Source organism: Pseudomonadales bacterium (genome assembly GCA_024234165.1).
Lineage (GTDB): Bacteria > Pseudomonadota > Gammaproteobacteria > Pseudomonadales > UBA5518 > UBA5518.
In genome coordinates this window covers 177394-195054 of record JACKOP010000001.1, presented here as the reverse complement: position 1 = coordinate 195054, position 17661 = coordinate 177394, and the positions used below count along the sequence as shown (strand labels likewise).

Sequence of the window (17661 nt, the reverse complement as noted above, 5' to 3'; positions counted from 1 at the left end):
CATGGAACCTGACTCGCATCCATTCGACGGCCTGGGCCCGGATACGATCGTTGCCGCGCTGGAAAGCACCGGACGTGTCTGCGATCTGCGCATCTTCGCCCTGAACAGCTACGAGAACCGCGTTTACCAGGTTGGGGTCGAAGGTAGTACGCCGCTGGTCGTGAAGTTCTACCGCCCGCAGCGCTGGAGCGATGCGCAGATCGGCGAGGAGCACGCGTTCACTCGGGAGTTGCTGGCAGCCGAGTTGCCGGTGGTGGCCCCACTGGCAGACGGTGATGGCAACACCCTGTTTCGTTACGGCGATTTCCGCTTCGCACTGTTCCCGCGTGTCGGTGGCCACGTACCCGAACTCGATCAGTCCGATCAGCTCGTCTCGCTGGGGCGCATTCTCGGACGCCTGCACGCGATCGGTGCCAGTCGTCCGTTCGTGCATCGCCCGGCCCTGGATGTCGAGAGCTACGCCCAGGCGAGCCGGCAACTGATCGAGCACGCTTTCATGCCGCCTGATCTGGCCGACGCCTACGGCAGTCTCTGCGATCGGCTGATCGAACGTCTGCGTGCCTGCTACCAGCCGGCAAGCACGATCCGCACGCACGGCGACCTGCATCCGGGCAATATCCTGGTGCGCGACGGAGCGCTCTGCCTCGTCGATCTCGACGATTGTCGCAGCGCACCGGCGATCCAGGATGTGTGGATGCTGTTATCCGGGGAACGCACGGCGCAAACGGCACAACTGCTGGAAATCGTCGCCGGCTACGAGGAATTTCACGACTTCCCTGCGGGCGAACTGGCGCTGATCGAAGCGCTGCGCACATTGCGCCTGATGCATTACGCCGCCTGGCTCGCCGCGCGTTGGCACGATCCCGCGTTTCCGCGCCACTTCCCGTGGTTCAATACGCCTCGCTACTGGTCGGGGCATATCCTCGAACTGCGCGAGCAACTGGCTGCGCTCGACGAGCAACCGCTGGCACTGCCGCGCTGGAACTGAGCCCGGCGTGGTCTCAATCGAGCCACGCCGGTACCGGCAGCCGACGCCGGCGCAGGAATGCGGGATTGAACAGCTTGCTCTGATAGCGCGTGCCGTAATCGCAGAGGATCGTGACCACGGTGTGTCCGGGGCCGAGCTCGCGCGCAAGGCGCACCGCACCGGCGATATTGATCGCCGATGAACCGCCCAGGCACAAGCCCTCGTGTGCCAGCAGATCGAAGACGTACGGCAGCGCCTCCTCATCCGGAACCTGACACGCAAAATCCGGCGTGAACCCGTCGAGGTTGCCGGTGATCCGTGTCTGCCCGATGCCTTCGGTGATCGACTCGCCGGTCGCACGCAACTCGCCGTGCGTGTAGTAGTTGCACAGCGCCGCTCCTCCCGGGTCGGCAAGCCCGATGCGCACCTGCGGTTTGCGTGCGCGCAGATAGTCCGCAACCCCGGCCAGCGTGCCGCCGGTACCCACCGAGCAGATGAAGCCATCGACGCCGCCACCGGTCTGCTCCCAGATCTCGCGCCCGGTGGTGTCGCGATGCACGTCGCGATTGGCCGTGTTGTCGAACTGGTTCGCCCACAGCACGCCATTCGTTTCACGCGCTGCCAGCTCTTCGGCCAGCCGTCCCGAAACCTTCACATAGTGATTCGGGTCGGATGCCGTTACCGCGGGCACCAGCTTCAAGTCGGCGCCGCACAGCATCAGCATGTCGATCTTCTCGGGACTCTGGGTCTCCGGGATCACGATCGTGGTGCGGTAGCCCAGCGCATTGGCGAGCAGGCTGAGGCCGATTCCGGTATTGCCTGCGGTGCCCTCGACGATGCGCCCGCCCGGGCGCAGCAACCCGCGCTCCTCGGCGTCGCGCACGATGCCGAGTGCGGTGCGGTCCTTCACCGAACCGCCGGGGTTCATGAACTCCGCCTTGCCAAGGATCTCGCAACCGGTGAGTTCCGAGGCACGACGCAGGCGCACCAACGGCGTGTTGCCTATCAGATCTGCCAGACCGCTGCGATACCCCATCGTCGTCTCCCCTCCCCGTGCGGCGCGCACTATAGCGCCTCCGCCGTTGCACCGGCCACGGTACGCAGCCGTGCCAGATCCAGCGCCGTCGTCGCGAATACGCCGTGCTCGCAGATCAGCCCGCCGACCAGCCGCGCCGGTGTCACGTCGAACGCAAAATTGCGCGCAGGACTGCCTGCCGGCACATGACGCAGCGTGCCCGGCATCCCGTCGGCAGCCATCCCCTCCAGCACCAGTACCTCGGAGGCGTCGCGCTCCTCGATCACGATCTCGCGCAGGCCGTCGTCAACGCACCAGTCGATCGTCGAGCACGGCAGCGCCACGTAGAACGGCACGCCGTTGTCCGCCGCTGCAAGCGCCTTCTGGTAGGTGCCGATCTTGTTGCAGACGTCCCCCCTGGCACTGGTGCGATCGCTTCCGACCAGACATACGTCGACCTCGCCACGCTGCATCAGATGGCCGGCACAGTTGTCTACGATCACGGTATGCGCAATCCCTGCCTGCGCGAGTTCCCACGCCGTGAGACGCGCGCCCTGGTTGCGCGGGCGCGTCTCGTCTACCCATACGTGCAATGCAACTCCGGCCGCCGCTGCGCGATACACCGGCGCCAGCGCGGTTCCCCAGGCCCCCGTCGCGAGCCAGCCGGCGTTGCAGTGCGTCAGCACGTTCAGCCGGCCGCGCCTGCCTACGCGGTCGGTAGCTGCCAGGTTGACGAGCAGCTCCGCACCGTGCGCACCGATGCGCTCGCAGCAGGCGTACTCGCTGCGCTGGAGTTCGAGCACCTCTTCTGCCGCGATCGCTGCACGCACGGTCGGCGGCTCGGGCGCGAGTCGCGCCTGCATCCGTGCCAGCGCCCAGCCGAGATTGACGGCGGTCGGACGACTCGCGAGCAACGCTCCGGCAGCACGCGCCAGCCCCGCGTCGCTGCTGTCTTCACGCGTGGCAAACGCGATCCCGGCAGCAGCGACCAGGCCGATCAGCGGCGCGCCACGCACGTTCATCGCGCGGATCACCTGCACGCAATCGGCGACCGAGGCCGGGTGCAGCCAGCGCTCCTCGAATGGCAGACGGGTCTGATCGAGCACCGACAGCCGCCCGCGTACCGCGTCGAACGCAAAGGCTGGCGTGCGCTCCCACGGCGCAACGGACTGGTTCATGCGGTCGCTTCTCCCCGCTCGATGCGGCCGAATGTGGCCGCGGCGCGCGAGTATAACGAGGCGCGATCGCATTTTGAGGGAAGTGGTATTGGCACAGCGCCATATACATGGATATATTACGCATCATTCTCTTGTTCGAAGGCACGTGGAATGGGCTTCAGAAGGATCAGGCGTCTGCTCGCGACGATCGTCGTCGCGACCCTCGCATCCGGCCTTGCTCACGGCGCTGAACTGATGGTGTCAGCCGCCAGCAGCCTCGGCAATGCGTTCAGGGACATCGCTGCACGCTACGAAGCCGAACACTCCGGAACCCGGGTGCTGCTGAACTTCGGAGCATCCGGGGCGCTCTTGCAGCAGATGGACAAGGGCGCGCCGGTGGATGTATTCGCGTCGGCCGACCAGGAGACGATGGATCTGGCCGAGCAGCGCAAGCTGGTTGCAGGGCCAGACCGGCAGGTGTTCGCACACAACACGCTGGTATTGATCGTCCCGCGCGGCGGCAAGCATGCCATCGCGCAGATGGCGGATCTGCAACGGGCAGACGTACGGAAGATCGCCATCGGCAATGCTGCCAGTGTTCCGGCCGGCCGTTATGCCAGGCGCGCACTCGAGCGCGCGGGCCTGTGGTCGACGATCAGCAGCAAGGCCATTCCCGCACAGAACGTGCGCCAGGTGCTCGATTACGTCGCCCGCGGCGAAGTCGACGCGGGTTTCGTCTACGCAACCGACGCCGCGATCATGCCAGACGCCGTCGAGGTGGTTTTCGAGGTACCACTCGACACCCGTATCAGCTATCCGATCGCCATCACGTCGGATGGTGCCAACACCGCGGAGGCGCGACGTTTCGTGACCTATGTGATTTCGCCCGAGGCGCAGGCGATCCTGCGCGGGCATGGATTCCAGGGCCCCTGAGCGCAGGACGATGAATCGATGGAGGCTGCATGGACTCCCCTCGCACTGTCGCTGAAGGTTGCCGGATGGGCGACGCTGATCGACCTGCTGCTTGGAGTCGCGGTGGGTTTCGTGCTCGCGCGCACACGCTTTGCCGGCCGCGACCTGCTCGATTCGCTGCTGACGCTGCCGATGGTGATGCCACCGACGGTACTGGGCTATTACCTGCTCGTGCTCGTCGGGCGGCGGGGCTGGTTCGGCGGCTGGCTGCACGAGCATCTGGGAATCGACCTGGTGTTCACGTGGCAGGGAGCAGTCATCGCGGCCGCGATCGTGGCGTTTCCGCTGGTGTTCAAGCCCGCGCGTGCGGCCTTCGAGGCGGTCGACGGGCAACTCGAGCAGGCTGCCCGGGTGCTCGGCGTCTCGGAGGCGGCCGTCTTCTTCCGCGTCACGTTGCCGCTCGCCTGGCGCGGCATTCTCGCGGGCGTGCTGCTGGCATTCGCCCGTGCGCTGGGTGAGTTCGGAGCAACGTTGATGGTCGCAGGCAGCATTCCCGGCAAGACACAGACCCTGTCGATTGCCGTCTACGAGGCCGTCCAGGCGGGCGACGATGCCACCGCGAACGCACTCGTCGTGATCACGTCGCTGGTCTGCGTGCTGGTGTTGCTCGGTGCCGGACGCCTGGCGCCGGGACGCATCGCGAATCGCTAGGAAAGTTACGCATGCAGCTCGATATCGATATTCGCAAGACGATGCACTCTGGCAACAGGACGTTCTGCCTGGACATCCGGCTGCGCTCGAACAGCCGCCGCCTCGTGATCGTCGGTCCGTCGGGTGCCGGCAAGACGCTGACACTGCAGGCGATCGCCGGACTGCTGCGCCCGGACACGGGACATATCCATCTCGACGGCCAGGTGCTGTTCGACTCGACCAGGCGGGTCGATCTGCCGCCACAGGCACGTGAAATGGCGTACGTGTTCCAGGACTATGCGTTGTTCCCGCACCTGACCGTGCGCCAGAACATCGCGTTCCCGCTGGTGCGTGGCTGGGCCAATCCCGCGCGCAGCCGCCACAGCGATGCGGTGGACTACTGGCTGCACGCCTTCGAGCTCGACAAGCTGGCGGACCAGTTTCCGTCCGAACTGTCCGGCGGACAACGCCAGCGCACGGCGCTCGCACGCGCACTGGTTACGAAACCCCGCGCGCTGCTGCTCGACGAGCCGTTCGCGGCACTCGATCCGGCGTTGCGCAACGCGATGCGCCGTGAACTCGATCGCCTGCAGCAACGCCTGCAGGTGCCGATGGTACTGATCACACACGATCCGGAAGACGCCGCGGTACTGGGAGAACAGGTACTGCATCTGCACGACGGACGACTGCTTGGCGCGCAAGCGACAGGAGGAGCCGTGGCAGTGGGGTGAAAATTTTTTGTTGAGCGTTATATATAAGTTGCTATTACGATTTTGGAAAAACCGTCAATGATTCGATTGGAGAAACCGTCAATGATTCGTTCCTGCCTGCGCTTGTTGCCCACCCCGTCCGCACGTCGGCTGGCCCTGGCCACGGCGGTGCTGCTGGCGTGCACGGAGACCGCGGCAGCAAGCCCGCAGGACAGCGCTGCCGAACCGTTCATGCTCGGAGTGATCACGGTGATCGGCAAGCGGGAGAAAACGCAGGACATCGGCGCCATCGCCAACGAGCGCACCACCTCGGTGATCGATCGCAAGGACATCCTGCAGTTCAACCGTGACACCATCGGCGATGCGTTGAATCTCCTCCCGGGAGTCTCGCTGTCGACCAACTCCCGCAACGAGAAGACGATCTCGGTCCGGGGTTTCGATGCGCGGGAAGTGCCACTGTTCATCGACGGCATCCCGGTCTACGTCCCGTACGACGGCTACGTCGATTTCAACCGTTTCACGACGGCCGACCTCGCTGCAATCCAGGTCGACAAGGGTTTCGGTTCGGTCGGGTTCGGTCCGAACACGCTGGGAGGAGCAATCAACCTGATCTCGCGCAAACCCGTGAAGCGCCTGGAAGCGGACGCAGCGGTGGGTTTCGGATCCGATCAACAGCGCAGGGCGTCGGTCAACGTCGGCAGCAACCAGGGTCGCTGGTACTTGCAGGCCGGTGCGTCGCGCTCGCAGAGCGACGGTTTCCCGCTGGCGTCGGATTTCTCCCCGACGGCGACCGAGCGCGGCGGCAAACGCAACAACGCCGACCATGAAGACAGCAAGTTGTCGTTCAAGCTCGGGCTGACACCGAACACGACCGACGAATATGCGCTCGGCTACTACCGCCAGGATGGCGAAAAAGGACAACCGCCATCCACCGTTCCCACCGCAGCACGCTACTGGCGGTGGCCGTACTGGGACAAGCAAGGGCTCTACTTCGTATCGAACACAGCCCTTGGATCCTTCGAGTCCCTGAAAGTCCGGCTGTATCACGATGAATTCGACAACGAGGTCAATTCGTACACCGACGGCAGTTACCGCACCCTGAAGACCAGCGGTCGCGGCAGTGTGGGTACCGGTGCAAGCATCTACGACGACAGCACCGACGGCGGGTCACTCACCCTCGAATCGTACCGCCTGAATGCACACGCCTTGCGACTGGTTGCGCATTACAAGACCGATCGTCACCGGGAGCACGATGCCGACGGGCGCCTGAACTCGAACTTCGAGGACACCCTGCACTCGTTCGCGCTCGAGGACAGCATCGATCTGGCACCGTCGTGGACGCTGTCACTCGGCGTCGCCCGCCATGAACTGCGCCCCGACAAGGTGTTCAGCAGCGCCAACCCCTATTCCCTGCCCGACAGCCAGAAGGCCAACGATGCACAGGCCGGAGTGTTCCACGACTGGTCACCAACCGTGCGCCTGTACGCGACGGTCGCACGCAAGACCCGCCTCCCGACGCTGAAGGACCGCTACTCGCAACGCCTTGGCACCTATATCGAGAACCCGGGTCTCGGTCCTGAAGAATCGACCAACTACGAGATCGGCTATCGCGGCACGCCATGGGCCGGCATCACGGCCGAAGCCGCGATCTTCTACAGCGACATCAGCGACAAGATCCAGTCGGTCGCGAACGTGCTCGGCAATCGCTCCCAGATGCAGAACGTCGGCAAGGTACGCTCCCGGGGCTTTGAACTGGCGCTGCGCGGCAGCGTTGGCGATGCGCTCGAACTGGGTGGAAGCTGCACGTACGTCGACCTCGACAACCGCAGCGACCCCGCCACCCGCCTGACCGACGTACCCACGCGCAAGCTCATCGCACACGCAGTGTGGCACCCGACGGGACACTTCGACGTGGTGGCGCTGGCCGAGCACAACAGCGAACGCTGGGCGTCGAACACCGTCCGGCTGGACGGTTTCACCACGCTGAACCTGAAACTCGTCTTCCAGCCGCTGGCAAGCACCTCGATCGAAACCGGGGTCGAGAATCTGAGTGACCGCGACTACGCGCTGGCCGATGGCTTTCCCGCCACCGGCCGCACGTGGTTCGCCAACGTGAACTACCGTTTCTGAAACACCTGACAGGGAGAACTCCGATGCAATCCGTCATCCGTCATCTGCTCACTGCCCTTGCCCTGGTCGCAGCCGGGTTTGCCTGGGCAGCCGAGCCGCCCGCCGACCCGAGCCGATTCGTCACCACCCGCTTCACGATCGAAGGGGCGGTCGAGAACCGTCTGGATCTCGGCGTCGAAGACCTGGGCCGCTTCCCACCGCAGCAGATCGGCGAGCTGCCACTGGTCTGCCAGACCGGAGCGAACCTCGGCAAGCTCGAACAACTGAAGGGAGTGCTGCTGCGCGACATCCTCGAGAAAGCCGTGATCAAGGCACCGGCGCACAACGATGTGAAGAAGATGGCCGTCGTGGCGACCGCCAGCGACGGTTACAAGGTCGTGTTTTCGTGGAGCGAGTTGTTCAACTCCCCGCTCGGTGACGGCGTGATCGTATTCTTCGAGAAGGACGGTCAGCCGCTCGCCGACGACGAAGGGCGCATCGCGTTGATATCCGGCAAGGACATCCGCACTGGACCGCGTCACGTCAAGTGGCTGCAGAGCATCGAGGTGCGCAAGATCGTCGACTGATCGTCGCTCGCAGAGGCATGGTCGACGGTGGATCATGCGTTATGCTGCCGTCCTCTACCCCGGAAGGGCGGCATCGGACATGACGGCAGACCGCGAGCACATCGAACTGAAGGGCACGATCTGGATGACCGTCGGTGGGGCGAACATCGGGGGACCTGGCCGTGTGGAGTTGCTTGCGAAGATCGCCGAATGCGGCTCGATCACCCAGGCCGCAAAAGCCATGAAGATGAGCTACAAGGCGGCCTGGGATGCGGTGGACACGATGAACAACCTGGCCGGCGAACCGCTGGTCGAGCGCCTGTCGGGTGGCAAGGGTGGCGGCGGAACCCGTCTCACCGCACGCGGCGAACAACTGGTCGCGAATTTCCGCCTGATCGAGCACGAGCATCGGAGGTTCATCGACCAGCTCAGCCGCCAGACCGAAGGAATTACCGACGATTATCTGTTGATTCGGAGAATGAGCATGAAGACCAGTGCGCGCAATCAGTTCCTGGGCACGGTGAGCCGGTTCAAGCCGGGCGCCGTCAATGACGAAGTCGAAATCGAGATTCCCGGCGGAATCCGCATCGTTGCGATCGTCACCCGCGAGAGCTCCGACAGTCTGGGGCTGCAACCGGGTTCCGAAGCCTTTGCGCTGGTCAAGTCCTCTTCGATCATCATCGTGACCGAACCCCAGGGTGCCCGCTTCTCGGCCCGCAACCAGCTCCACGGCACCGTCACACGCGTGCATCCCGGCGCCGTGAATACCGAAGTTGTGATCGAACTGCCGGGTGGAAACACCGTCGCCGCCATCGTCACGAACGAAAGCAGTCAAGGACTCGAACTCGCTCCCGGGAAGGCCGTGACGGCGATCTTCAAGGCATCCAGCGTCATCGTCGCGATTCCGGCCTGATCGACGGGCAACCCTGAGGCACACCCCCCCGATACGAAGGCGTTGTCACGCGCCGGTCACGTCAATGCTCGAAGGGCTCTTGCGACGGCCTCTTCAGTGTGATGCCGCGGGCTCAGCCGTGACTGCTGCGTGACGTCGTGCCACGTAGCTGTAGATAACCGGCACAACGAACAGCGTGAACAGCGTGCCGACCAGCATGCCGAAGGTGATCACGATGCCGATCGACGTTCTGGCCTGAGCGCCCGCACCGCTTGCCAGCAACAGCGGAATCACGCCGAAGACCATGGCAGCCGTGGTCATCAGGATCGGGCGCAGACGCACGGTCGCGGCTTCGACCACCGCGTCGATGACACTGCTGCCGTGGAACTCCTGCTGTCGGTTGGCGAAGTCGACGATGAGGATGCCGTGCTTGCTGATCAGACCGATCAAGGTCAGCAGGCCTACCTGCGTGTAGATGTTCATCGTTGCCAGCCCCAAAGCGAGCGGAATCAGCGCCCCACACACGGATAGCGGTACGCTGACCAGCACGGTCAACGGATCGGTGAAGCTTTCGAACTGCGCCGCCAGCACGAGGAAGATCAGCACGAAAGAGAACAGGAAGGTCCACAGCAACACGTTGCCCTCGGTCACGAACTGCCGGGACTGACCGAGATAGTCAGCACTGTAGCCTGCCGGCAACAAGGGACGCGCCTGCTCGTTGAACCAGTCGACACCATCGCCCAGTGACACACCCGGAGACGGCAAGGCGCCGATCACGGCCGAGTTGAGCTGCTGGTATTCGGTCAGGCTGCCCGGACGGTTCCGGCGCACCTTCGATACGACGGCAGACAACGGCACCAGACCACCACTCGCCGTGCGCACGTAGTAGGAATCCAGGTTTTTTGCAGAACTCCGCTGCGCACGCTCCACCTGCAGGATGATTTCATAGCTGCGGCTGTCGACGCTGAAGCGCGACGACTCGCTCTCGTTCAGGAATGTGGCCAGTGTGGTGCCGATTTCGGCAACATCGATGCCAAGACGTGCGGCCTTGTCGCGGTCGATCTCGATGAGCAGCTCCGGCTTTTCGAAACGCAGGTCCGACTGCACGTAGACGAACTTGCCGCTGGCGCGCGCCTTGCTCTCGATTTCGCTTGCCACCTGTTGCAGCAGCTCGTAGGAACCGGTCGTGGCGATGACGTAACGGATCGGCAGTTCAGGAGACGCCCCCGGAATCGACGGCATGTTGAAGGCGTTGATGCGCACTCCGGCGATGGATGCCATGCGTGCCGTCAGATCCTGCTGCACTTGCTGTGCGTCGCGGCTGCGTTCCTTCCACGGCAGCAGCTCGGTCATGCCGAAGAAGGTGTTGGTCCCCATGATGCCGGTCACGAGGAAGTGGCGCTTGTATTCGGGCGTCTCGCGCATGACCTGTTCGACCTGGGTCGTATAGGCCTGGGTGTATTCAAGCGTCGAATTGAACGGCGCCTCGCCGACGATGTACACATGCCCCGTGTCCTCGAGCGGGGCGAGTTCCTGAGGTATGGCGCGAAACAGGAAAAACAGGCTGACGAACACCGCCGCCGCGAATACCAGCACGATCGGACGGTTGGCCATCGCGTAGCGCAGCACGCGTTCGTAGTGGCGCTTCAGGGCCGAGAAGGCACGTTCCAGCCAGCGTGCAAAACCACTGGACGAATCCTCGTGGCGCAGCAGGCGGCTGCACATCATCGGCGACAGGGTGAGCGCGATCACACCCGAGACGATCACGGCACCCGCCAGGGTGAATGCAAATTCGATGAACAGCGTGCCGGTCAGGCCGCCAAGGAAGCCGATCGGCGCGTACACGGCAGCAAGAGTCAGCGTCATCACCACGACCGGATAGGCGATTTCGCGGGCACCCTGCAAGGCGGCCTCGAGTGGCTTCATGCCCTCCTCGAGGTGGCGCTGGATGTTCTCGACGACGACGATCGCATCGTCCACGACCAGGCCGATGGCCAGCACCATCGCCAACAGGGTGAGCAGGTTGACCGAAAACCCCATCCACAGCATCAGCGAGAGCACGCCCACCAACGACAGCGGAATCGTCACGACCGGTATCAGCACGGAGCGCAACGAGCCAAGGAACAGGAAGATGACCAGCACCACGATCAGGCTCGCTTCGAGCAGGGTCGTCACGACTTCGTTGATCGACGACTGGATGGTCTGCGTCGCGTCGAAGACGACTGCGCCCTGCAATCCATCCGGCAGTTGGCTGATGATGAGCGGCATCAGTTCACGGATGTTCCGCCCTACTTCGAGCGGATTTGCCGTGAGCGCGGAACTGACAGCCACGAAGACCGCCTGCCTGCCCTGGTCACTGGTGCTTTGATCGTAGCTTTCTGCGCCCATCTCGATGCGTGCGACATCGCCCAGGCGAATCACCGAGTCCGCACCACGGTGCAATACCAGGCGGCGGAAACCCTCGACGTCGTCGATCACGGTCTGCGGGTTCAGGTAGAGCTTGACGTAGTCGCTGCGAATCTCCCCGGCGGCACTCTGCACGTTGTTGCGCCTGATCGCCTGCAACACATCGCTTGCCGTCAGCCCGAAGGCGGCCAGCCGTTCGGGATCAATCCACACGCGCATCGCGAACCGGCGTCCCCCATCGATGCGCGCCTCGCCCACTCCCTTGGCCGTGCTCAGTACCGGCACCACCACCCGGTCGAGGTAATCCGTTATCTGCTCCAGCGAGAGTACCTTGCTGCTGAACGCCAGGAACATCAGCTCGTTGCCACCCATCCCCATGTCCTTGGCGACGATCGTGTCCTCGGCGTCGAGTGGCAACTCGCGGCGCTGCTGCGCCACCTTGGCAGTGATATCGACGAAAGCGGCATCGATGTCATAGCCCGGGCGCAGGTGGGCGGAAATCCGCGACACTCCGTCTGCGCTGCGGGCCTCGACGTAATCAAGTCCTTCGGCAGTGGCAATCGCGCGTTCCAGCGGTCGGGTAATGAAGCCCTGGATCAAGTCGGCGTTGGCGCCTGGATACGGCGTGGTCACCATGATGACCGGATAGGTGATTTCGGGGTATTCGCGCAGGCTCAGGCTGCCGTATGCCCGCAGCCCCAGCAGCACGATCACCAGGCTCACCACACCGGCAAGCACAGGTCGACGAATGAAGATGTCGGTGAATTTCATTGGCCGAGCTGGACACTGTTGTCGATTGCCACGCGGGTCCCCGAATCGAGTTTCAGGGTGCCTGCCGTGACGATGACATCGCCTTCATTGATGCCCTCGGTGATGGCAATGCGTCCATGGCGACGCTGGCCACTCTTCACGTAGGTCCGTTTCACGACCAGATCCTTGCCGCCGTCATCACGGCCACGCTCGGCGACCACGAACACCGAATCCCCGTAGAGGTTGTAGCTCAGCGCCGACTCCTCGACCGTGATCTGCTCGATGTCGTCCTCGACCACGATCTCGACGCCAACGAACATGCCAGGCAGCAGCGCAGCACCCGGATTGGGTACCTGCGCGCGCACCAGCACATTGCGGGTGTTGTCGTCGATCTTGGCATCGATCGCACTGATCTCGCCGTCGAACACGCGTTCCGGGTAGGCCTGCACCTGGCAACGTACCCGTTGGCCGACGGCAAGCCGCGGCAATTCCTGTTCGGGCAGCTTGAAGTCCACTTCGAGCATGGCAAGGGACTGCAAGGTGACGATTTCCTGCCCCTCGCTGACGTACTCTCCGACCTCGACCAGGGGAATGCCAATGCGCCCGGCAAAAGGTGTGCGCAGATGTTTACGGGCGATTACCGCCTCGGTGCGCTCGACCTGTGCGCTCACGTCCTTGAGCTGCGCCTCGGTCTTGTCGAAATCGGTCCTCGAGATGGCCTTGGTCGCCAACAGGCGCTGGTCGCGCTCGAAGTTGATCTCGGCGAGGCGTCGCTGGGCCAGCAGGCTTTTCAGCGTCGCCACCTCGACGCGGTCGTCGAGACTGGCGATCTCGTCACCGGCGGCAACTTCGTCGCCCGCACGAAAATGCATTCGCGTCACGACTCCGGCCGCTTCGCTGGCCAGGTCGACACCGTGCACGGCTTTCAGCGTGCCGACTGCAGCGATTGCCACGTCCCAGAATTCCCGCTTTGCCGGGTGCGCCGAAACCGCCACCGGCGGAGGCTCGAAATTGGCGAGGTAGCGTTCGACGAGACGCTTCTTGCCCTCGATGAAACCGAACAGCGTGCCAAACGCCAGCACCAGGGCGGCGACCATGATCACCATCGGTTTCTTCATCGGAACAATTCCGTCAGCAGGCAGGATCCGGGTGCCGCTATGCGGCGGGCGCCATTCTACGGACGATGACTGTGCCAGACATCGGGAATATCACCCTATTAACCGACCGTAACGTAGCCGTGTGAGCTACGCCTCGAAGCGATGTCGCCGCACCCCTCAGTCCGACGCGCGCAGCAAGGCCAGCACCTCGTCGTGGTGACTGCGCGTCTTCACCTTCGCGATCACGTGCCGCAACCGGCCTTCCTTATCGATCAGGAAAGTTGTGCGCAGGATGCCGTCATAGCTGCGCCCCATGAACTTCTTCGGCCCCCACGCTCCGTATCTGCTTGCGACTTCGTGATCGGGATCCGACAGCAGATCGAAGCTCAGACGGTCGCGTTCGGCGAATCTGGTGAGCTTCGCGACCGGATCCGGGCTCACACCGAGCACGATCGCGTTGCAGGCCGCCAGTTCGGCCGCAGCGTCACGCATGCCGCAGGCCTGCACGGTACAGCCCGGTGTCATCGCGGCAGGATAGAAGTACAGAATCACGTTCTGGCCACCGCGGAACTGCTTCAGTGTCACGGTTTCTGCACGCTGGTTCTGCAGCGTGAAGAGCGGTGCCGGATTGCCGATCTTCGGGAACGTCATTCTGGATCTCCGTAAGGATGGGTTGCTTGCGACGCGGCGTCGATCTCATCGTCCTCGCTGTCGCCGACGTCGGCGCGCGCAACGATCGCATCGGGCAGGGTCTTGCGCGCCTTTGCTCCGAGGCGCGCCAGTTGCAGTACCCGGCCAACCAGGTTCCCCCGGCCACGCGCGAGACGTTCGACGGTCTGCTCGTGCGCTGCCGTCGCACGCTGCAGATGCCGTCCCACGTCTTCCAGCGATTCCAGCACACGCGCGAACTGGTCGTGCAGGGCGCCCGCACGACGTGCGATTTCCTCGGCGTTGCGGTTCTGCCGCTCGAGGCGCCACATGCTTTCGATCGTGCGCAGCGTGGCCAGCAGCGTGGTCGGACTGACGACGATGATGTTGCGTTCGAAAGCCCGCCCGAACAAGGTCGGATCGTGCTCCATCGCCTTCATGAAGGCCGCTTCGATCGGCACGAAGACCAGCACGAAGTCGAGCGTGCGGATGCCTTCGAGTCCGGCATAGTCCTTGGCGCTCAACGCCGCGATATGTGCCTGCAGCGAGGCAATGTGCCCGCGCAGCGCAGCATCCCGGCCCTCGTCGTGCTCTGCCGCACAGTAGCGTTCGTAGTCATTCAGCGACACCTTGGAGTCGATCACCACGTCGCGCCCTTCGGGCAGGCGCACCACCACGTCCGGAGCGCGACGTTGCCCGCCTTCATCGTGGGTCACGACCTGGGCGTCGTACTCGTGCCCCTTGCGCAGTCCCGAATCCTCCAGGATCCGTTCCAGGATCACCTCGCCCCAATGCCCCTGGACCCGCGTGTCCCCCTTCAGCGCGCGCGTCAGGTTCAGCGCGTCGTCGCTGATGCGCCGGTTCAACTCCTTCAGCGAACCGAGTTCCTGCAGCAGTCGCGCACGCCCGTCGGTGTCGCTGCCGTGTACTTCGTCGACGCGACGGCGAAAATCCGCGAGCTGCTCGCGCAGCGGCTGCAGCGTGAGTTCGAGCGTGTTGCGACTGTGCTGTCCGAAACGCTCGCTTTTCTCGTCGAAGATGCGGTTGGCGAGCGCGGAGAACTCCTGCGCCAGTCGTTCACGCGCTTCGGTGAGCAGTGCGAGTTTCTCGCTGGCGGCACGGCGCTCGGCGCCATGACGGGCTTCGCTTGCCGCCAGCTCGGTGCGCGCGGCCAGCAGCGCATCGCGCAGCTCTTCCGTCCGCTGCTGCGCGCGTGCCAGCTCGGCGCTGCCCCGTTGCACCTCGCGCTGCAGCCCCTCGAGCCGGACCGCGTGCTGTGCCCGCTCAGATTCGAGCTCGAGTATCTGTCGCGCGTGCAACTGCTGCAGGCGCAGGCTGCGCAGGTACAGGTAAACGGCAACGAGCGTCACACCCAGCAGGGCGCCCGCAAGTGCCAGCACGACGGACTCGGGCACAGGGGTAGAACTCAGCACGGCCAGCGTCCTCTGCAGCGAAGGCCCGTGAAGCAAGGCACGATGTCTGGAGGAAGAATGGGGTGGCCGATGGGGATCGAACCCACGACACCAGGAGCCACAATCCTGTGCTCTACCAACTGAGCTACGGCCACCATCGTGTTACCAGCGCATCGCGATGCGCGCGCGGGTTGGTCGGGGTAGAGGGATTCGAACCCCCGACATCCTGCTCCCAAAGCAGGCGCGCTACCAGACTGCGCTATACCCCGAAATCCCGGTCCGGGGGTGCCGGATACGGGAGCGGCATATTAATGGCGCCCCCCGGGAGCGTCAATCACGGCGAGCGGCGAATATCCCGGTCACGCTTGGCTGGCGACACGCAGCGATGCGACAATCGCGCGCTCCCGTTCAGCCGACCACGGAAGCCTGCCTCATGCCCGCAAACGTCCTCGATGGCAAATCCCTGTCCCAGCGTACCGAAGCGGAACTCGCGACCCGGGTTGCCGCCATCCGTGAACGCAGCGGCGGTCATGCACCGATTCTGGCGACCATCCTGGTCGGTGACGATCCCGCTTCAGCCACTTATGTGCGCATGAAGCAGAACGCCTGCCGTCGTGTCGGCATGGAATCGATGGCGGTCGAACTGCCGGCGCACACGACGACCGCGCAACTGCTGGCAACGATCCACGAGCTGAACACAAACCCGGACTGCCACGGCATCCTGCTGCAGCACCCGGTTCCCCCCCAGATCGACGAACGTGCCTGCTTCGACGCAATCGCGCTGGAGAAGGATGTCGATGGCGTGACCTGTCTCGGCTTCGGGCGCATGGCAATGGGCGAGCCCGCATGGGGTTCGGCGACGCCGGCCGGCATCATGCGTCTGCTCGCTGCCTACGATATTCCGCTGGCAGGTCGCCATGCCGTGGTGGTCGGTCGCAGCCCGATCCTCGGCAAGCCCATGGCACTGATGCTGCTGAATGCGAACTGCACGGTGACGGTCTGTCACTCGCGCACGCGCGATCTGCCGCGGCTGGTCGCGCAGGCGGACCTGCTCGTCGGCGCCGTGGGCAAGCCCGAGTTCATCCGGGCCGACTGGATCCGCGACGGAGCGGTTGTCGTCGATGCGGGATTTCACCCGGGCGGCATCGGCGATATCGAACTCGCGCCGCTGGTGGGTCGCGTCGAGGCGTATACGCCAGTACCCGGCGGCGTCGGGCCGATGACGATCAACACGTTGATCCTGCAGACCGTGACAGCCGCCGAGCGCACGCTCGCGTCCTGACGCCTGCGGGCGGGACAACGTTGCCCGACGGCGATTCCACTTTCAGTTCACAGGAGCCACCGATGCCAAGCTACGACTACCGCTGCCTCGCCACCGGCAGCGTGCACGAGGTCAAGCATTCGATCCAGGCCAAGGCCTCGACCTGGGGTGAACTCTGCACCCTCGGCAACCTCGATCCCGGCGACATCGATCCGGCATCGCCGGTCGAACGTCTGCTCAGCGCTGCCGGGGTGGTGCGCAACAGCGCACTGCGCAACCCGGAACCTGCGTGCGGAGGTGGCGGTTGTGGCCGCGGCGCCTGCGGCTTTGCCGGTTGAAACGCTCCACCTGCAAGCGACAGAAATCCGAAGCCACGCAGGCAACGAAGAACCCGGCCCAGTCGAGTCGTCCGATTTCCGCCATCAGCAGCGCGTGAGATTTGCGAAGTTGGCGATGACATCCTGTTCGTCGTCGATCCGCCCGATGAACCGTGCGGGCAGAGCCTCGCAAAAACCGCTCGACCGGTTGGCTCCGATGGTGGAAACAGCCGCGGACTGTGGCGCTGCTGCGTTTGAGGGGAATGCGGCGATCACCGATAATCGGCCCTGAACCCACCGGATGGAGCATTCCATGCCCAGCATCTTCTCGCGCATCATCGCCGGCGAACTGCCGGGTCACTTCGTGTGGAAGGACGAACACGCCGTCGCGTTCATGACGATCCAGCCGATCCGCCCCGGCCACCTGCTCGTCGTGCCGCGCGTCGAGGTCGATCAGTGGGACGATCTGTCCGAGCCGCTCGCCACCCATCTGATGTGCGTGTCACGCCATATTGCGCACGCTCTGAAGGCCACTTACGGATCGGCCCGCGTCGCGCTGATGATCGCCGGGTTCGAGGTTCCGCACACGCATCTGCACGTGCTGCCGGCCGATGACATGAGCGATATGTCGTTCCTGAGGACACGGATGGCGGAGTCCGAAGCGCTGGCACGCGAAGCGGCTTCCATCCGTGCGGCGCTGCGCTCCAGCGGACGCCCGGAAGCGGAGTTCTAGTCCGCACGCATCCGGCGTT

General features: G+C 64.2%; 17 protein-coding genes and 2 tRNA genes. 10 read left to right on the top strand and 9 right to left on the bottom strand.

Going from position 1 to position 17661, the window contains the following annotated elements; translation table 11 throughout:
- The first annotated feature begins 1 nt into the window (after position 1).
- Positions 2 to 988 (top strand): serine/threonine protein kinase, encoded by a 987-nt coding sequence (locus H7A12_00810; GenBank protein ID MCP5319368.1) that lies wholly within the window; start codon positions 2 to 4, stop codon positions 986 to 988.
- Positions 989 to 1001: 13 nt separating this feature from the next.
- Here H7A12_00810 and H7A12_00805 read toward each other — a convergent pair whose 3' ends face one another.
- Positions 1002 to 2003, bottom strand: coding sequence for a cysteine synthase A (locus tag H7A12_00805; protein MCP5319367.1), 1002 nt, complete (start codon positions 2001 to 2003; stop codon positions 1002 to 1004).
- Between the two features lie 29 nt (positions 2004 to 2032).
- Positions 2033 to 3160: an S-methyl-5-thioribose-1-phosphate isomerase gene (gene mtnA, locus H7A12_00800; protein ID MCP5319366.1), complete on the bottom strand. Its 1128-nt coding sequence runs from the start codon at positions 3158 to 3160 to the stop codon at positions 2033 to 2035.
- 150 nt (positions 3161 to 3310) lie between these two features.
- On the opposite strand from mtnA, the gene modA reads away from it, so the two are divergent.
- The 6 genes from modA to H7A12_00770 all read left to right on the top strand — a co-directional run bounded on the left by modA (position 3311) and on the right by H7A12_00770 (position 9039).
- Complete coding sequence (gene modA / locus H7A12_00795; protein MCP5319365.1) at positions 3311 to 4072, top strand: molybdate ABC transporter substrate-binding protein; 762 nt, start codon at positions 3311 to 3313, stop codon at positions 4070 to 4072.
- An 18-nt stretch (positions 4073 to 4090) separates the two neighbouring features.
- Positions 4091 to 4762 (top strand): molybdate ABC transporter permease subunit, encoded by a 672-nt coding sequence (gene modB, locus H7A12_00790; protein MCP5319364.1) that lies wholly within the window; start codon positions 4091 to 4093, stop codon positions 4760 to 4762.
- Between the two features lie 11 nt (positions 4763 to 4773).
- On the top strand, positions 4774 to 5472 hold the full coding sequence (locus H7A12_00785) for an ATP-binding cassette domain-containing protein (protein ID MCP5319363.1): 699 nt from the start codon (positions 4774 to 4776) through the stop codon (positions 5470 to 5472).
- 81 nt (positions 5473 to 5553) lie between these two features.
- Positions 5554 to 7581 carry a TonB-dependent receptor gene (locus H7A12_00780; protein ID MCP5319362.1) on the top strand — a complete coding sequence of 676 codons (2028 nt, stop codon included), beginning with the start codon at positions 5554 to 5556 and terminating at the stop codon, positions 7579 to 7581.
- Positions 7582 to 7604: 23 nt separating this feature from the next.
- Complete coding sequence (locus H7A12_00775) at positions 7605 to 8147, top strand: molybdopterin-dependent oxidoreductase (GenBank protein MCP5319361.1); 543 nt, start codon at positions 7605 to 7607, stop codon at positions 8145 to 8147.
- A gap of 79 nt (positions 8148 to 8226) precedes the next feature.
- Entirely contained in the window at positions 8227 to 9039 is an 813-nt protein-coding gene (locus H7A12_00770) for a TOBE domain-containing protein (protein ID MCP5319360.1), read from the top strand.
- A 93-nt stretch (positions 9040 to 9132) separates the two neighbouring features.
- Here H7A12_00770 and H7A12_00765 read toward each other — a convergent pair whose 3' ends face one another.
- The 6 genes from H7A12_00765 to H7A12_00740 form a co-directional block, all read right to left on the bottom strand.
- Positions 9133 to 12195 carry an efflux RND transporter permease subunit gene (locus tag H7A12_00765; protein ID MCP5319359.1) on the bottom strand — a complete coding sequence of 1021 codons (3063 nt, stop codon included), beginning with the start codon at positions 12193 to 12195 and terminating at the stop codon, positions 9133 to 9135.
- Positions 12192 to 13292: an efflux RND transporter periplasmic adaptor subunit gene (locus H7A12_00760; protein MCP5319358.1), complete on the bottom strand. Its 1101-nt coding sequence runs from the start codon at positions 13290 to 13292 to the stop codon at positions 12192 to 12194. Before H7A12_00760 ends, H7A12_00765 begins: the two co-directional genes overlap by 4 nt.
- A gap of 156 nt (positions 13293 to 13448) precedes the next feature.
- Positions 13449 to 13922, bottom strand: coding sequence for a thioredoxin-dependent thiol peroxidase (gene bcp / locus H7A12_00755; GenBank protein ID MCP5319357.1), 474 nt, complete (start codon positions 13920 to 13922; stop codon positions 13449 to 13451).
- Entirely contained in the window at positions 13919 to 15352 is a 1434-nt protein-coding gene (rmuC, locus tag H7A12_00750) for a DNA recombination protein RmuC (protein MCP5319356.1), read from the bottom strand. The genes bcp and rmuC overlap by 4 nt, the downstream gene beginning before the upstream one ends.
- Positions 15353 to 15410: 58 nt before the next feature.
- Positions 15411 to 15486, bottom strand: a tRNA-His gene (locus tag H7A12_00745).
- A gap of 37 nt (positions 15487 to 15523) precedes the next feature.
- Positions 15524 to 15600, bottom strand: a tRNA-Pro gene (locus H7A12_00740).
- 164 nt (positions 15601 to 15764) lie between these two features.
- Here H7A12_00740 and folD point away from each other — a divergent pair.
- Positions 15765 to 16613 carry a bifunctional methylenetetrahydrofolate dehydrogenase/methenyltetrahydrofolate cyclohydrolase FolD gene (gene folD / locus H7A12_00735; protein MCP5319355.1) on the top strand — a complete coding sequence of 283 codons (849 nt, stop codon included), beginning with the start codon at positions 15765 to 15767 and terminating at the stop codon, positions 16611 to 16613.
- 62 nt (positions 16614 to 16675) lie between these two features.
- Positions 16676 to 16930, top strand: coding sequence for a zinc ribbon domain-containing protein (locus H7A12_00730; protein MCP5319354.1), 255 nt, complete (start codon positions 16676 to 16678; stop codon positions 16928 to 16930).
- An 84-nt stretch (positions 16931 to 17014) separates the two neighbouring features.
- On the opposite strand, the gene H7A12_00725 is transcribed toward H7A12_00730, so the two are convergent.
- On the bottom strand, positions 17015 to 17248 hold the full coding sequence (locus tag H7A12_00725; GenBank protein ID MCP5319353.1) for a hypothetical protein: 234 nt from the start codon (positions 17246 to 17248) through the stop codon (positions 17015 to 17017).
- Here H7A12_00725 and H7A12_00720 point away from each other — a divergent pair.
- Positions 17223 to 17642 (top strand): HIT family protein, encoded by a 420-nt coding sequence (locus H7A12_00720; GenBank protein ID MCP5319352.1) that lies wholly within the window; start codon positions 17223 to 17225, stop codon positions 17640 to 17642. The two genes, H7A12_00725 and H7A12_00720, sit on opposite strands and share 26 nt — an antisense overlap.
- Positions 17643 to 17661: the final 19 nt, after the last annotated feature.

Excerpts from the sequence above, each read along its gene's own strand:
- H7A12_00810 (MCP5319368.1), top strand. The coding sequence starts at position 2 with ATGGAACCTGACTCGCATCCATTCGACGGCCTGGGCCCGGATACGATC.
- H7A12_00805 (MCP5319367.1), bottom strand. The coding sequence starts at position 2,003 with ATGGGGTATCGCAGCGGTCTGGCAGATCTGATAGGCAACACGCCGTTG.
- mtnA (MCP5319366.1), bottom strand. The coding sequence starts at position 3,160 with ATGAACCAGTCCGTTGCGCCGTGGGAGCGCACGCCAGCCTTTGCGTTC.
- modA (MCP5319365.1), top strand. The coding sequence starts at position 3,311 with ATGGGCTTCAGAAGGATCAGGCGTCTGCTCGCGACGATCGTCGTCGCG.
- modB (MCP5319364.1), top strand. The coding sequence starts at position 4,091 with ATGGAGGCTGCATGGACTCCCCTCGCACTGTCGCTGAAGGTTGCCGGA.
- H7A12_00785 (MCP5319363.1), top strand. The coding sequence starts at position 4,774 with ATGCAGCTCGATATCGATATTCGCAAGACGATGCACTCTGGCAACAGG.
- H7A12_00780 (MCP5319362.1), top strand. The coding sequence starts at position 5,554 with ATGATTCGTTCCTGCCTGCGCTTGTTGCCCACCCCGTCCGCACGTCGG.
- H7A12_00775 (MCP5319361.1), top strand. The coding sequence starts at position 7,605 with ATGCAATCCGTCATCCGTCATCTGCTCACTGCCCTTGCCCTGGTCGCA.
- H7A12_00770 (MCP5319360.1), top strand. The coding sequence starts at position 8,227 with ATGACGGCAGACCGCGAGCACATCGAACTGAAGGGCACGATCTGGATG.
- H7A12_00765 (MCP5319359.1), bottom strand. The coding sequence starts at position 12,195 with ATGAAATTCACCGACATCTTCATTCGTCGACCTGTGCTTGCCGGTGTG.
- H7A12_00760 (MCP5319358.1), bottom strand. The coding sequence starts at position 13,292 with ATGAAGAAACCGATGGTGATCATGGTCGCCGCCCTGGTGCTGGCGTTT.
- bcp (MCP5319357.1), bottom strand. The coding sequence starts at position 13,922 with ATGACGTTCCCGAAGATCGGCAATCCGGCACCGCTCTTCACGCTGCAG.
- folD (MCP5319355.1), top strand. The coding sequence starts at position 15,765 with ATGCCCGCAAACGTCCTCGATGGCAAATCCCTGTCCCAGCGTACCGAA.
- H7A12_00730 (MCP5319354.1), top strand. The coding sequence starts at position 16,676 with ATGCCAAGCTACGACTACCGCTGCCTCGCCACCGGCAGCGTGCACGAG.
- H7A12_00720 (MCP5319352.1), top strand. The coding sequence starts at position 17,223 with ATGCCCAGCATCTTCTCGCGCATCATCGCCGGCGAACTGCCGGGTCAC.
- H7A12_00725 (MCP5319353.1), bottom strand. The coding sequence starts at position 17,248 with ATGATGCGCGAGAAGATGCTGGGCATGGAATGCTCCATCCGGTGGGTT.